We start from the raw sequence: 13,790 nt of genomic DNA on the forward strand, positions 1-13,790 counted from the left end.
GCTCCAGTTTTAAAAACACGTTTTCACTTATTTATTCAGGACTTTTGCCAAACCACTCTTCGTAAATCTCATCATAAGTACCGTTCTCCTTTATTGTTTCCAGGGCGTCATTAACAGCAGTCACTAGCTTTTCCTGTCCTTCAGATATTGCAATAGCATAATCTTCAGCTTGATATAAGTCACCGACAACTTTTAGATCGTCGCCTGTTGTCTGAATATAATAATTAACGTTTGGAGCATCATACAGAACGGCATCATCACGACCGTTTTCTACAGACAAATAGGCCTGGTCCAGCTGTTCATATTGCTGGGGATCAGCATCATCAATACTGCTTTTGATAAAGTCCGCACTTGTCGAACCAAGGCGTGTCGCAATTGATTTACCTTCAAGATCGCCAAGACCATTAATCGACTCATTGTCAGCTGCCACACCAATAGCCAGACCTGATTCATAATATGGGTCACTGTAATCAATCTTCTTCTTGCGCTCGTCAGTGATCCCGATGCCGGCAACCGCCATATCAAACGAGCCTGTCTGCAGACCTGGAATGATACCATCAAAATTCGTTACTTCCAATTCAATATCAAATCCGACCTCATCAGCGACAGCATTAATTAAATCGATATCAAACCCGACATACTCACCGTCCTCTTCAAATTCAAAAGGAACAAACGAGGAGTCAGTGGCCACTGTATACGTGTCCTTCAATTCACCAGAAGCTTCCGAGTCGTCAGAACCACAAGCACCCAGCAAGCTAATCAGCCCGATACCTGCAACACCAGCAATGAGCCATTTGCGTCCTTGTTTTAACAAAAAAGCCCTCCTATGCATTTATTTACGCGCGCAAATAAACTATATTAAATGTCCTGCAGTGTCCTGTCAGCATGTTTTGGCATATTGATACAAGCGTATGATTGGCTGGGCGTTAACATGCCAATCACTTTTAATAGTGATAAAGGAACGTACTATAGCAGAGGAGAGAGACAGGTATCAAATTAAAGATAAAAAGCTGCTGTCGTAAAAATTGTCTTTTTCCATAAGTTTATGCACCATAAGCCCAATGTCTGATAGGTCTGATCGATAAAATTCTGTCCTGTTTGAACGTTCTGATTCGCCGTCGTGTGAAACAGAACGCCGTGACTGCTGTCCCTTGAACGCCGTGCACACGGATGATTCGCTGACTCACGTGATTGCGGGCATCAAGATAAATGATTTCGAACTTATTTCCAGTTTGTACGGCCCTTTGCAGCAAACGATTCATAAGCATCACCTTTACACAAGAACATTTGATCCCAAAGTAACATGACCGCCAGCTGTTATCAAACATATGTTCTCATATCATTATAAAAAACCTTAAGACCTGCCGCACAGGCCTTAAGGTTTTTTAAACGCTAAGTGCTGTTAAGCTTCTCCGGAAATCACCTCAAGAATGATCTTTCCGATATTGCTGTTGGTTTCCATATACTCGTGAGCTTCATTCGCCTCATCAATTGGAAAAATGCGGTCAATAACCGGGCGAATGCTGCCCCGCTCAAGCTCATTTGTCACCACTCTGGTAAATTCCTTGCTCAGTTCAGCCTTATAAGCATCACTTCTCGGCGTCAGCAACGTCCCCGTAAGCTGAACGTATTTAGACATAAGCGGCATTAAATCGGCACTTGACAGCTCGCTGCCACCGAGAACACCAATCAATACCCAGCGGCCGCCTTCTTTAATGCTTGCCAGGTTCTTGTCCCAGTAGCGGGCACCGACGAAATCAAGAATCACATCCACGCCTTGTGCGTTGGTTGCTTCCTGTACAGCATCCGCAAATGATTGTTCCTTATAATTAATCAGGACATCTGCGCCAAGTTCGCGGCAAAATTGCAGTTTTTCCTCTGAACCAGCTGTCACAATCACCTGCGCATCACGAAGTTGTTTAGCTAATTGAATAGCAGCAGTCCCGACACCACTGGCACCTGCATGAATTAAGACCGTCTCCTGGTACTTTAATTCAGCAATCCAGAACAGTGTTTGATAAGCTGTGAGAAAAACTTCCGGAATGGCAGCTGCTTCAGCAAACGATAATGATTGAGGAATGGGCATCGCGCGATCAGCCGGCATCACGGCATATTCGGCATATCCGCCGCCATTGACAAGCCCCATCACCCTGTCACCTTCAGAGAATGACCGGCTGCCATTTGCATCGACAACCGTTCCTGCAGCTTCGACACCCAAAATGGGATTGACTGCGTAATTTACCTTCCCTTTTTTGTTCAGGATATCGGTCCGATTCACTGCTGCATGATGCACCTTAACCAGTAAATCCTCCGGTCCCATTTCCGGTGCCGGGTTGTCAGTCGTTGCCAATATATTTCCGTCTTCCTTCTGCTTAACGATAACACTTTTCAACATGACCCCTCCTGACCTGTCTCGATAACTGCAGTTTAACGATCGTTATCCGGGAAAACAAGCGAACAGCCTGTATAATCATTCGTCACGATCCTCCGTCATACAGGACGCAATTGTTAAACAAATCCAGGATATCATCCAATGCTTTATCAAATTGTTTTGTTTTCAGGTCAGTTGCTTTCATTATATCATCCATTATTAGCATGTCTCCTGCACACAAATAAAATGAGTCGCGCTCGGTTCGTTAACGTTCAGACTCTTTATTAATATAGTGCCGTTTATCCTCAGCCACACCGGCCAGACAAATCACAGCGGGATCGTTAGCGACAGGCAGTTCAACTGTTGACCCGTCTTTTGGGAGTGTCTTTTCAAAAATTGACTCATATTCCGGAATCGTCACTTCAGATCGGCTGGAAAACAGCTGCTGATGCTGTTGTGTGTACAAATGATCCTGATAGCCAGGCTGCAGTATACCAGCAAAAAATTCACCGACAGCCCCTGAACCATAACTGAACATGCCAATCCGGTCACCCGCTTGCAGATTATCTGTGTTCTCAAGCAACGACAACAAACTCAAATATAATGCCCCCGTATAAATATTACCGATATTCCGGTTGTAACGAGTGCTTTGCTCATAACGGGCTAGCAGCTGTTCCTGCTTTTCTTCGGACACCTCATCCAAAATCGTTTTCAGGGCTTTGTATCCCAGTTTTGTATATGGCAAATGATAGCACATCGCAGCAAAATCATTCAGGGTCACCCCTGTCTTTGCCCTGTATTTTTCCCATACAGTCGAAAAGAAGGCTATGTATTGCTCATTGGACAATTTACCATCTGCAAAAGCATTATCCGAATATAGCGGACGCCAGAAATCCATAATGTCAGACGTGAAGTAGACACTCTCATCTTCCAGCGCCAGGATATGCGGGTCAGCACTGATCAGCATAGCTGCTGCGCCAGCTCCCTGTGTCGCCTCACCTGCAGTGTTTAAGCCGTATCGTGCAATGTCAGACCCCAACACAAGCACTTTACTGTCCGGATTCAGTGTAATATGCCCTTTAGCCATTTGAATACCAGCTGTTGCTCCGTAGCAGGCCTGCTTCACCTCAATCGCCCGGGCATACGGATTGAGTCCCAGCAGTTCATGGACATAAACGGCTGCTGACTTGGAATTATCAACGCCCGTCTCCGTTCCAAAGATAACAAAGTCAATTGCCTGTTTATCCGCTTCGGTCAATATATTCAGTGCGGCATTCGCAGCTAATGTCACCGCGTCCTGTGTGATGGGAGCAATCGCCATTCTGTCCTGACCAATTCCGATCGTAAACTTATCCGGATCCACCCCCCGGCTGTCAGCCAATTTTCTCATATCCAAATATAAGTGGGGTGCAAAAAATCCAACTTTATCAATTCCTATCTTCAACAGTCGTCACCTATTTCATTAAGACTCGATGCAAATAATTTTATTATAACATAGTAGCCAAAAGCTTAAACAATTTTCGACTGACTTTAAATACGTATAGACTAAAACGTCTATGTCAATCCTAATAGTCGACACCGTTCACAAAATTTTACGCTTCATCTGCTGAAATTAATTAAGATATATGTAATAATAGTTATGTAATAAAAATTACAAACAACACTGAGGAGGCTATACTATGTCATTAATCGGCAAAGAAATAGAACCATTCCAGGCTCAGGCTTATCAGCCAGGCAGTGATTTTATCGACGTAAATGAAGAAAATCTAAAAGGGCACTGGAGTATTGTTTGCTTTTATCCAGCGGACTTCTCATTTGTCTGCCCAACTGAGCTTGAAGATTTGCAGGATCAATATGCTAAACTGCAAGAACTTGGCGTAGAAGTCTATTCTGTTTCTACTGACAGCCATTTTGTTCACAAAGCATGGCATGATCATTCTGAAGCGATTAACAAAATTGAATACACCATGATTGGTGATCCTTCTCATCAAATCGCTCGTAATTTCGATGTTCTCATTGAAGATCAGGGCGTTGCCGATCGTGGTACCTTCATCATCGATCCGGATGGTATTGTTCAGACTATGGAAATTAATGCTGACGGCATCGGCCGTGATGCGAGCACGCTGATTGATAAAATCAAAGCTGCCCAATATGTCCGGAAAAACCCTGGTGAAGTTTGCCCAGCTAAATGGAAAGAAGGCGACGAGACGCTTGAACCAAGCCTTGATCTCGTAGGTAAAATCTAAGGAGTACGATAATTATGCTAAACGCTGAAATTAAATCACAATTAGAGCAATATCTGCAGCTTCTAGAAGGCGATTTAGTACTAAAAGTCAGCATCGGTTCTGATGATGTATCTAAACAAATGCAGGAATTGGTGGACGAGCTGTCTTCCATGTCTTCCAGAATCACAATCGAGAAAGTAGCACTGAAGAGAACCCCTAGTTTCAGCGTTAATCGTGCCGATGAGGACACTGGCATCACATTTGCCGGCGTCCCTTTTGGACATGAATTCACATCACTTGTACTCGCGCTGATTCAGGCAAGCGGACGTTCTCCAAAAGAAGAGCAGAGCGTTATTGACCGGATCAAAAACATGGAAGGCACCTATCATTTTGAAACGTATGTCAGTCTCAGCTGCCATAATTGCCCGGTTGTTGTTCAGGCGTTAAATATTATGAGTGTGCTGAACCCCAATATTTCGCATACCATGATTGAAGGCGGAGCTTATCAGGATGAAGTTGACCAGAATAACATCATGGGCGTTCCGACTATCTTCTTAAACGGCGAAGAATGGGGCAGCGGCCGCATGGAACTTGAAGAAATCCTGACAAAACTGGGAAGTGGTGCAGACGCATCAGAGTTTGCTGATAAGGATCCTTTCGATGTGCTTGTTGTCGGCGGCGGCTCAGCTGGGGGCAGCGCTGCCATTTATGCTGCCCGTAAAGGCATCCGCACTGGCATCTTAACCGATCGTGTTGGCGGCCAGGTTCTCGATACGAATACGATTGAAAACTTCATTAGCGTTAAACAGACAGATGGCCCTAACTTAGCTGCTAATCTTGAAAACCATGTTTCTGATTATAAGGTGGACGTCATGGCTCAGCAAAATGCTAAACGTCTCGAAAGAAAAGACAACTTCATTGAGGTTGAGCTGGAAAATGGCGCTGTTCTCGAAAGCAAAACGGCCATCCTGGCGACAGGAGCCCGCTGGCGTCAAATCGATGTCCCTGGTGAAGAAGCATTCAGAAACAAGGGTGTTGCCTACTGTCCACACTGTGACGGGCCTTTATTTGAAGGAAAACCTGTTGCAGTGATCGGCGGCGGCAATTCCGGTGTAGAGGCAGCCATTGATCTTGCCGGACTCGTTAAACATGTTACGCTTCTTGAACGTTCGTCAGTATTAAAAGCTGATTCCGTTCTCCAGGATCGTTTGAACAGCATGTCGAATGTGTCCGTGATTAAAAATGCACAGACAACCGAAATCACCGGTGACGAAACAGTCAATGGTCTGACTTACGTTGATCGTGAAACTGAGGAATCCCATCAGTTGGACGTTGAAGGTGTTTTTGTTCAGATCGGACTGTTGCCAAATACTGAATGGCTTGATGACTCAATTGAAAAAAACCAGTACGGTGAGCTTGCCGTTGATAAACAAGGTGCGACAAATGTTCCTGGGATTTTTGCTGCCGGCGATTGCACCGACACGACCTATAAACAGATCATCATTTCTATGGGTTCCGGTGCAACAGCCGCTTTAGGTGCATTTGATTATATGATCCGGAACACAACACCCACTGCAAGTAATGCCAGTTAAACGCTGGAACACATTTTAAGCGGCGCCTGACTGCCCCGAGCAGTTAAGCGCCGCTTTTTTAATGACACATTATTTTATAATCAGAACCGGGCATTGTGACAGCTCCACAACACGATTGCTTACACTGCCAAGAAACAGTTTTTTTACGTCTCCGAGCCCCCGGCTGCCAACTATGATTAAGTCAGCCTGATGTTCAAGAGCGTACGAGCAAATTTGCTCACCTGCGTTACGCTTGTCAACGTCAATCGTTACATCCGTATACACAGTTATATTGCTTTGTTCAAAATCGCTCTTGATCTTTTCCATTTTGGTATGGAACTTATCCGCAATTTCCTTTTCAAAGCTGCTTGCAGCTGTTGCATTGGTGGCCGGTCCTGCCTGAGTCACCACCGCAAGTACATAAACCTCCGTCTCGGGAACGCCTTTTGCCTGCAGTTTGGCCTCATTCAGTGCTTCATGACTTAAATCAGAACCATCATAGGCAACCAGAATTTTTCGTTTCATCTGCATCCCTCCTCTAGCAGATTAGGAAGAACTTCTTTCCTCCTAATAGTAGATTAACATAAAATACATGATAAAGCAGATTAATTATTTTGACTTTGCAAGACATTTCCAATCAGGAGGGGGCAATAAGAAAACCATTGACAGTTAACCATAAATCAGTTATATTATTAACTGTCGACAAATTAATACATATACGATTCCGTAGCTCAGCTGGGAGAGCGCATGCTTGACAGGCATGAGGTCGGTGGTTCGAGCCCACTCGGAATCATACCGCAGAACGCTTGCGCCCCAACGGGTGTAGGCGTTTTTATTGTAAGCAGATGACGATAGTCCCTCTTAGTAAAAAAAGACTGGGACAGAGACTTATCAAACTTAAAACGAATCAAAATTAGCGGAGCATTCCTGCAAGGAAAAATGTGAGGTTTAATACAAAAATGAGCCCCTTGGTATCGTATTACAGGATATCGAAGCGTCGACTCCGACATGATAGAACCAAGGAGGACTCAGTATTAATTGACATCAAAAGATAACGCAAATCACACCATATTTTAGATACTGCCTTATTTATAAACCTTCACACGATCTGCAATAGGCTGCATGTCCTTCTTGCTCACAGAAGATGTGGGATTGCCAAATGGCATCTGCGCATGCAATGCCCAGTGATCAGGAATGTTCCATGTTTCTTTCACCTCATCATCAATAAGCGGGTTATAATGCTGCAGGGATGCTCCCAGCCCTTCTGATTCAAGTGCCGTCCATACCACTAACTGGTGCATACCGGATGCCTCACTTGACCAAATAGGAAATTTATCAGCATACAGTGCAAAATCATTCTGGAAGCGCTGAACGACCGATTGATCTTCAAAGAATAACACGGTTCCATAACCCGCTTGAAAAGCATCCATTTTCTTCTGGGTGTTCGAAAAATCGTTATCGCCAACTTCCCGTTTTAGCCTTTCCGTTGTAATAGCCCATAACTTATCATGTTCATCTCCCAATAAAACTACCAGACGGGCCGTTTGGGAATTGAAAGCGGACGGTGTATGCGCTACAGCAAATTCAACGATCTCTTGAATCTTTTCATCGGATATCTGTATGTTTTTATCCAATTCATAATATGAGTGTCTTGTTGTTAAAGCGTGGTAAAAATCGCTGACCATTTTATAACATCTCCCTAAGCCTTTTTATTTCGACATCTTGTTCCAATAATTGACATAACAGTCTTAATTTTACCGGATCAGTCTAAAGTTCGTTAGTATCCTGCTCAAGTGTCGCTAACTTCCCCACAGATGATAGTCAGGCTCAGTCTTTTGCATATGGCAATACACTATTCTTCCTTATGTTCCAGCATTTCTTTCAGTTCTTTCTGTTCTTTTCGGACAGAGGCGATTTCCTGCTCTAATACGTCTAATCTTTCAGTTACAGAGGTTAAGGCTTCTTCCAGCATTCCCTGCAATCGCTGTGCTTTTTCATTTCCGCCTGTTTCCATGAGCGTATCCTCCTTTTAAATCCGTGTCTATTATAATGTAACGCAAAAAAACTTAGGAGACGTCATTTCCACACATATTTAAAAAAATCATCACATTTTCCAGGTTTTCACCCCTTATTAACCTGTATCACCTGTTCCGTCATCAATGACCAGCGAATGATTGAACTCCCGGACAGCGCCGTAGAATATAGTTCCCGGACCCGAAAACCCCGCTTTTTCTAATTCATGCATCAGCCACTGCTTATCTCGATTAATCAATGTTAAATTTTGCTGTTGAATGCTGCCTTCCACGATCACTGTAATAGGAAGACCCTGATAGCTTACTGCAAGATTCAGCTGATCCGATGTGACAGGTCTCACTTCCTGCTTTGGCACAATACTTATACCCCCATACGGCTCAATAATCGCATAATCGATTGATGCGATATCAGGATAGCCTTTTTCCCTTAATTCGGATAACAATTCAGACAGCGTGATATGAAAATGTTGTAAGTTTTCCTTGACCAGATTGCCATGTTTAATCACAATTGCCGGTTCGCCAATAAAAAGTTTTTTTAGACGATTGAGCAGCATTAACCTGGAAATACCAATATGGACAAGACTGACCGTCACCAGAGCCGTTATTGTATGGCCAAAATGATCAGTGACTATTGGCCCGGACGCAATCGTAATCACAAAAAAAATGCCAGCCATATCATGTGCAGTTAATTGGGCAAATGCTGACTTTCCCAATAAGCGAATAATAATAATGACAATAAAATATAGAAAAACGGTTTTTCCAATCAGCCAAAGCATCTGAATCCTCACCTCACCTTGTTTTTGGCCATTAGTATTTGCCTTGACTGTCAAAAATATAACATCGCTGCTTTGACAGCAGATCCGGTGATTAAAAGGTCACACATCGAAGCCAAACATGATAAACTTGAGTCGATCACGTTTTAACCCAAATCACACTCAAGCGAGGTGGTCATTATCAGACACAAAGGAACCATGACCGAAAAACAGCTCCACAGTCAGTATCTGCAGGAAACAATGACTCTGAAAATATATCAGCCGGAAGCCTTTTCACCGCTGTACAAATATCAGTTCTGTATTATGCAGGACGGAAATGATTATTATCAGATGGGACGAGCTGCAACGTGGTGTGACGAACTGCAGGAACAAGGTGCTATAACTGGTACCATTTTAGTCGGAATCCATTACAGCGACAAATGGGACCGCCGGGAAAAATACCATCCGCAAGGCCAGCAAAGCCGCGCTTACAGAAAATTTCTTGCCCTTGAGGTGGTTCCATATCTTGATGACAGCTTTCCTTCCCTCTATATGGCCCATGCACGAACACTGGCTGGCGACTCACTGGGAGGATCTCAAGCTTTGATGACAGCCCTGACGTATCCGCATACGTTTGGCAAGGTGATCATGCAATCGCCCTACGTGGATCAGTCAGTTTTAGATGCTGTCAAAACTGCAAAAGCCATTTCCAGTATTGCTGTTTACCACTCCATTGGCACGGAAGAAACTGCTGTTGAAACAACCGACGGCGATATAAAGGACTTCTTAACATCTAACCGTGAACTTCATAATCTGCTGCAGACTTCCCATGTTGATAACACCTATCATGAACTGGAAAATGGCCGCCATACATGGGGCTATTGGCAGCATGATTTAAGACAAGCATTTGCCAATATATTAGGGCCTATTTAAAATTTTACCGCATTTTAATTTTAGATTAATTTTATGTTTGTTATAATTAGGGTGCATAACTGTTTATAAAATACGCAACACAGTTATTACAATGAGGAGGTTTTTTCATGCACTACGGTATTGTTATATTTCCTTCAAAACCGGTTCAAGATGAAATTAATGCTTACAGAAAACGTTATGATCCGCACTATACACTGATTCCGCCTCATCTCACCTTAAAAGAAGCATTTGATACTGACGATGCTAAAATCACAGAATTGATAACCGAATTAAAGTATATCGCGAATGAAACCAAACCGTTTGACTTAACCGTCAATAAGGTGAGCACCTTTGCCCCGGTTACCAACACAATCTATTTAAAAGTTGAACCGGTTCAGCCTTTGTATGACTTAGCGGAAAAAATGCAATCAGGCAAATTCCCGGACAATCGTACGTATTCATTTGTTCCGCATATTACAATGGCGCAGGATCTTTCCCAGGATGAATATTCAGATGTTTATGGCAGTCTCAGCATGAAAGATATTCAGCTCACCGATAAGATTGACCGCTTCCATTTGGTCTATCAGCTCGATAATGGCATTTGGAATGTTCATGAATCCTTTATATTTGGTAAGGAATTTGTATGAACGTCAAAGTAGTGGAAACAGCGGAAGAAAAACAGCAAGCTTTCGCTGTTCGCACAACGGTATTCGTTGACGAGCAGCAAGTGCCGGCAGATGAAGAAATCGATGCCTATGATGAAGAGGCCATCCATTTGCTCGGCTATGATGCTGGCAGCCCCGTTGCCGTGGGCCGTGTCCGATTTGCTGACAGCCTGGGCAAATTGGAACGAATCTGTGTTCTTAAACAGCAGCGCGGACAATCCCTCGGAACGCAGATGATCCAGGCGATGGAAACGATCATAAAGAATGCAGGTTATACTGAAGCACAACTAAATGCTCAGACACATGCGATTCATTTTTATAAGAGACTGGGCTATCATGCAATATCGGAAGAATTCATGGAAGCGGGCATTCCGCATGTTGCCATGTCCAAACAATTGAGCTAACTGAGGCTGGGACATAACGAAAGCGACTAACTCAAGCGTCGAACAATACTCCGATTCAGCGGAGGAAAAGACGGAGATTCCTGCGGGAGCAAAGGATAGGTGAAACCCCGGAGCGCGCCAAGCGCAGCGCAAAGCTTCGCCGAATAAGCTGCAACCTGCGAGGAGCGTAGGCTACATCGAAAAAGCTTTTAACGCGACGAGCACGAGAAGGCTCACCAGCCGCCCGCGGAAAGTGACGTCTATTTCCGGAGCGGTTCAGTCACGCAAGTGGTTCGCACGTTTGTCCCAGCCTATTTTTTTAAGAACAAATACCACCTCTACTTCCTGTATGACATATGCCATCATGGTTACACTACCTACAGAAGGAGGTAATGTTCTTGAAATACTTATTGATGCTCGTTGATACCGTTTTTGGTTTCTTTGCCTTATTCGTGTTGGTAAAAGCCCTTGGTAAAACGCAGATTTCCGCTCTGACGCCATTTGATTTTATTTCAGCTATTATCTTGGGGGAACTTGTTGGCAACGCCTTATTTGACAAAAATTCCGGGATAACTGAAATCGCCTTTTTAGTCGTTCTATGGGGATTATTGCTGTACATTACAGAAAAGACCACCCTGAAATTCAAAGGGTCACGAGCGGTCATGGAAGGCCGGCCTTCTCTCGTTATCCATAAAGGTCTCCTTATCCATGATATTCTGAAGAAAAATCGGCTGAATCTTAATGAATTGCAGCACTTGCTGCGTTCTAAAGATGTCTTTTCAGTTGAAGAAGTGGAGTATGCTGTTCTTGAAGTGGACGGCACGATTTCTGTATTGAAAAAACCGGATTATCAGACACCCACGAATGCTGATCTCAATGTCACGCCAACGCCTGTAAAAATTGGCAGAACAGTCATTAGTGATGGCGAAATCGTGTGGGACAATCTAGAAGAAGCGAAATTAACAAAAACATGGCTGGAAAATGAATTGCACAGGCAAAACATTCAGGCCATTGACGACGTTTTTTATGCTGAGTGGCAGGATAACCAGCAAAAACTGTTTGTAACGCTTTATCATGATCAAAAGAGCACCTAATGCATAAAGAAGGGCGTCTGCGGTTACCACCCTCCTTCTGCAACTCTTGTTCTCCCGCTGTTCGCTCTTCTCTATACAGATTGATTAAATTCCCGGCCTTTACCGGTCAATTGGCCATATAATTCAGCAGCTTCAGGCAGACCAGGTCGTCTCAATTCTAAAGCAGTCTGGTTGTCTGTTCTATAGGTATCCGAACGCCACTGCCAATCCTGACGATTAAGTTTTTTCAGAATGATCCTGGCTGGCTTTTCGATGTGGAAGGGATTCTGCTCTTCTCTGATGGAACGCCTTTGATAATTATAATACTGATCATGATTCACTGGCAGTATATAACCCATAATCCGTCCCCCCCCTTTCTGCACATCCTCAAATGTGTTCTTACTTATCTATACCCGTTGTGCGTACAAAATATTCCACTATTCACGCAAAAATCTAACTTTTTGCTTCAACACAAAGTTCAAATGAGATGATTGCTATTAGTCTATGCATAAATAAGTCTGAATGTACAGACTTATATTCCCGCCGCTAACTGAATCCATCCACCTTTTACGTTCACGAATCGACCTCCGCCCGAATATTTTTATGCTGGTGAGACAAGTGCCCACACCATATACCCATCCGCACATACTCTATTAGAGACATCAAGTCAATAAAACATGAAAGGGGTAATCGTTCATGGGATGTGGAAAAGACCATCGTTCAGGTAACTGTGTCTGCGATGTACTAAAAGAAATTGAGGATGCCCAGCAGGATGTCGTCGAGAATTGCTGCTCCACCAGCTGTGAAAAGTCTATAAACGATCTTCTTGGTGAGTCAGATGGAGGTGGCGGCAACAATGGCCTGGATACAGTACCCGTTATACTCTATTGCGGGGATGGCTGCGAGCCGTTTAAAGGTTATGGTGCGAATCCGAATGACGTCAGTAACATGACATCAAGTTTTTACTTCCGCGTCAAAAAGATCGACGAAAATTGCTGTGCCGTCGTTGAACTATTGCGCGACCCACATGATGACAATGAATCACCGCATGATCCAATCCACCAATATACGAAGCATTTGTGTGCCACAGGCATTTGCATCACTGTAGATCTAGACTGCTTTTGCCATGTCACATGCCTGCCAGCAATTAACGCGTTCAGGTAATGAATAAAAACGGCACTTACCTCAATGGTGAGTGCCGTTTTTATTTATTTTATTTTCACATATTAAATGGACACTAGAAGCCAATCAAACGAATTTCTGTAACTGTATCAAACGGGATTTCTGTCAGCTTTGGCCGCCTTCCCACACGCATATAGACGGTCGCATCCTGATAATCCACAATCTTTCCACGATAGTTCTGATCCTCTGTTTTAACTTCAGCCCGCATAGCCGGGACATGGTCAGGCGTCACCAGAAAATAATTGATCCGTTCTTCCAAGTCCATATCCCTGAACCGCTTTTTGCGCGCTTGATCTTCTGCAGGCTCATCAATTGGCTGGTCGTTGTCATCAAGGAATTCGCCGCTTGGCTCAGCCCTCTGAACATCCGCCTCTTCCGCCTCTTCATATATGTCTTGTTTATGTTCAAAATAATTTCGGCTAAACGGGTGTGTCTTAACTTTTTTAGACTCGGTCTGATTCTCTTTTTTGGGGGTCCTGTAATGACTTTGCATGGTTGCTTCTGGTGGTTTGATACCCGGCTGCTGAATATAAAGTAATGGATTTCTCGCCTCTTTTTTAGCCATTGCTATCAGCTCCTTTTTAACCATTCATCACCCCATTATATGAGAACTGTTTTCTTTG

Annotated in this window: 17 protein-coding genes and 1 tRNA gene; 8 read left to right on the plus strand and 10 right to left on the minus strand. The window is 43.8% G+C overall.

All coding sequences use genetic code 11. From position 1 onward, the window contains the following. Window positions 1–31: 31 nt before the first annotated feature. The 4 genes from ACZ444_RS10475 to ACZ444_RS10490 form a co-directional block, all read right to left on the minus strand. A complete protein-coding gene (locus ACZ444_RS10475) occupies window positions 32–814 on the minus strand; it encodes a transporter substrate-binding domain-containing protein (protein WP_382357697.1) in 783 nt (260 codons plus the stop codon). Window positions 815–1,043: 229 nt separating this feature from the next. Then, the gene (locus ACZ444_RS10480; protein WP_449280296.1) at window positions 1,044–1,328 is read right to left on the minus strand and encodes a WYL domain-containing protein; all 285 of its coding nucleotides are present in this window, start codon (window positions 1,326–1,328) and stop codon (window positions 1,044–1,046) included. Between the two features lie 74 nt (window positions 1,329–1,402). After that, the gene (locus ACZ444_RS10485) at window positions 1,403–2,392 is read right to left on the minus strand and encodes an NAD(P)H-quinone oxidoreductase (protein WP_382357698.1); all 990 of its coding nucleotides are present in this window, start codon (window positions 2,390–2,392) and stop codon (window positions 1,403–1,405) included. Between the two features lie 244 nt (window positions 2,393–2,636). Then, on the minus strand, window positions 2,637–3,815 hold the full coding sequence (locus ACZ444_RS10490) for a hydroxymethylglutaryl-CoA synthase (protein ID WP_382357699.1): 1,179 nt from the start codon (window positions 3,813–3,815) through the stop codon (window positions 2,637–2,639). 235 nt (window positions 3,816–4,050) lie between these two features. Between ACZ444_RS10490 and ahpC the strand changes: the two genes are divergently transcribed. Both ahpC and ahpF read left to right on the plus strand, forming a co-directional pair. Continuing rightward, window positions 4,051–4,617: an alkyl hydroperoxide reductase subunit C gene (gene ahpC, locus ACZ444_RS10495; protein ID WP_382357700.1), complete on the plus strand. Its 567-nt coding sequence runs from the start codon at window positions 4,051–4,053 to the stop codon at window positions 4,615–4,617. An 11-nt stretch (window positions 4,618–4,628) separates the two neighbouring features. Continuing rightward, a complete protein-coding gene (ahpF, locus tag ACZ444_RS10500; protein WP_382357918.1) occupies window positions 4,629–6,188 on the plus strand; it encodes an alkyl hydroperoxide reductase subunit F in 1,560 nt (519 codons plus the stop codon). Window positions 6,189–6,257: 69 nt separating this feature from the next. Here the strand turns inward: ahpF and ACZ444_RS10505 are convergent, their stop codons facing one another. Next, window positions 6,258–6,692 carry a universal stress protein gene (locus ACZ444_RS10505; protein ID WP_382357701.1) on the minus strand — a complete coding sequence of 145 codons (435 nt, stop codon included), beginning with the start codon at window positions 6,690–6,692 and terminating at the stop codon, window positions 6,258–6,260. A 195-nt stretch (window positions 6,693–6,887) separates the two neighbouring features. Here ACZ444_RS10505 and ACZ444_RS10510 point away from each other — a divergent pair. Continuing rightward, window positions 6,888–6,960: transfer RNA gene (locus tag ACZ444_RS10510), tRNA-Val, on the plus strand. Between the two features lie 292 nt (window positions 6,961–7,252). Here ACZ444_RS10510 and ACZ444_RS10515 read toward each other — a convergent pair. From ACZ444_RS10515 to ACZ444_RS10525, 3 genes are all read right to left on the minus strand, one after another. Beyond that, window positions 7,253–7,852 (minus strand): nitroreductase family protein, encoded by a 600-nt coding sequence (locus ACZ444_RS10515; protein WP_382357702.1) that lies wholly within the window; start codon window positions 7,850–7,852, stop codon window positions 7,253–7,255. A 167-nt stretch (window positions 7,853–8,019) separates the two neighbouring features. Further along, window positions 8,020–8,181, minus strand: coding sequence for a hypothetical protein (locus tag ACZ444_RS10520; RefSeq protein ID WP_382357703.1), 162 nt, complete (start codon window positions 8,179–8,181; stop codon window positions 8,020–8,022). A 117-nt stretch (window positions 8,182–8,298) separates the two neighbouring features. Then, complete coding sequence (locus tag ACZ444_RS10525) at window positions 8,299–9,030, minus strand: DUF421 domain-containing protein (RefSeq protein WP_464433295.1); 732 nt, start codon at window positions 9,028–9,030, stop codon at window positions 8,299–8,301. A 141-nt stretch (window positions 9,031–9,171) separates the two neighbouring features. On the opposite strand from ACZ444_RS10525, the gene ACZ444_RS10530 reads away from it, so the two are divergent. The 4 genes from ACZ444_RS10530 (at window position 9,172) to ACZ444_RS10545 (ending at window position 12,006) form a co-directional block, all read left to right on the plus strand. Then, complete coding sequence (locus ACZ444_RS10530; protein ID WP_382357705.1) at window positions 9,172–9,885, plus strand: alpha/beta hydrolase; 714 nt, start codon at window positions 9,172–9,174, stop codon at window positions 9,883–9,885. A gap of 107 nt (window positions 9,886–9,992) precedes the next feature. Beyond that, on the plus strand, window positions 9,993–10,511 hold the full coding sequence (locus ACZ444_RS10535) for a YjcG family protein (protein WP_382357706.1): 519 nt from the start codon (window positions 9,993–9,995) through the stop codon (window positions 10,509–10,511). After that, a complete protein-coding gene (locus ACZ444_RS10540; RefSeq protein ID WP_382357707.1) occupies window positions 10,508–10,933 on the plus strand; it encodes a GNAT family N-acetyltransferase in 426 nt (141 codons plus the stop codon). Before ACZ444_RS10535 ends, ACZ444_RS10540 begins: the two co-directional genes overlap by 4 nt. 377 nt (window positions 10,934–11,310) lie before the next feature. Next, the gene (locus tag ACZ444_RS10545) at window positions 11,311–12,006 is read left to right on the plus strand and encodes a DUF421 domain-containing protein (RefSeq protein WP_382357708.1); all 696 of its coding nucleotides are present in this window, start codon (window positions 11,311–11,313) and stop codon (window positions 12,004–12,006) included. A 71-nt stretch (window positions 12,007–12,077) separates the two neighbouring features. Here ACZ444_RS10545 and ACZ444_RS10550 read toward each other — a convergent pair whose 3' ends face one another. After that, complete coding sequence (locus tag ACZ444_RS10550) at window positions 12,078–12,344, minus strand: hypothetical protein (protein ID WP_382357709.1); 267 nt, start codon at window positions 12,342–12,344, stop codon at window positions 12,078–12,080. A gap of 337 nt (window positions 12,345–12,681) precedes the next feature. Here ACZ444_RS10550 and ACZ444_RS10555 point away from each other — a divergent pair, with 337 nt between their 5' ends. Then, window positions 12,682–13,149 (plus strand): CotY/CotZ family spore coat protein, encoded by a 468-nt coding sequence (locus ACZ444_RS10555; RefSeq protein ID WP_382357710.1) that lies wholly within the window; start codon window positions 12,682–12,684, stop codon window positions 13,147–13,149. A gap of 73 nt (window positions 13,150–13,222) precedes the next feature. Here ACZ444_RS10555 and ACZ444_RS10560 read toward each other — a convergent pair whose 3' ends face one another. Next, entirely contained in the window at window positions 13,223–13,732 is a 510-nt protein-coding gene (locus ACZ444_RS10560) for a CotO family spore coat protein (RefSeq protein ID WP_382357711.1), read from the minus strand. Between the last annotated feature and the right edge of the window lie 58 nt (window positions 13,733–13,790).

This window comes from Lentibacillus kimchii (genome assembly GCF_055381965.1).

Excerpts from the sequence above, each read along its gene's own strand:
- ACZ444_RS10540 (WP_382357707.1), top strand. The coding sequence starts at position 10,508 with ATGAACGTCAAAGTAGTGGAAACAGCGGAAGAAAAACAGCAAGCTTTC.
- ACZ444_RS10515 (WP_382357702.1), bottom strand. The coding sequence starts at position 7,852 with ATGGTCAGCGATTTTTACCACGCTTTAACAACAAGACACTCATATTAT.
- ACZ444_RS10550 (WP_382357709.1), bottom strand. The coding sequence starts at position 12,344 with ATGGGTTATATACTGCCAGTGAATCATGATCAGTATTATAATTATCAA.
- ACZ444_RS10505 (WP_382357701.1), bottom strand. The coding sequence starts at position 6,692 with ATGAAACGAAAAATTCTGGTTGCCTATGATGGTTCTGATTTAAGTCAT.
- ACZ444_RS10480 (WP_449280296.1), bottom strand. The coding sequence starts at position 1,328 with ATGTTTGATAACAGCTGGCGGTCATGTTACTTTGGGATCAAATGTTCT.
- ACZ444_RS10530 (WP_382357705.1), top strand. The coding sequence starts at position 9,172 with ATGACCGAAAAACAGCTCCACAGTCAGTATCTGCAGGAAACAATGACT.
- ahpC (WP_382357700.1), top strand. The coding sequence starts at position 4,051 with ATGTCATTAATCGGCAAAGAAATAGAACCATTCCAGGCTCAGGCTTAT.
- ACZ444_RS10520 (WP_382357703.1), bottom strand. The coding sequence starts at position 8,181 with ATGGAAACAGGCGGAAATGAAAAAGCACAGCGATTGCAGGGAATGCTG.
- ACZ444_RS10555 (WP_382357710.1), top strand. The coding sequence starts at position 12,682 with ATGGGATGTGGAAAAGACCATCGTTCAGGTAACTGTGTCTGCGATGTA.
- ACZ444_RS10535 (WP_382357706.1), top strand. The coding sequence starts at position 9,993 with ATGCACTACGGTATTGTTATATTTCCTTCAAAACCGGTTCAAGATGAA.
- ACZ444_RS10560 (WP_382357711.1), bottom strand. The coding sequence starts at position 13,732 with ATGGCTAAAAAAGAGGCGAGAAATCCATTACTTTATATTCAGCAGCCG.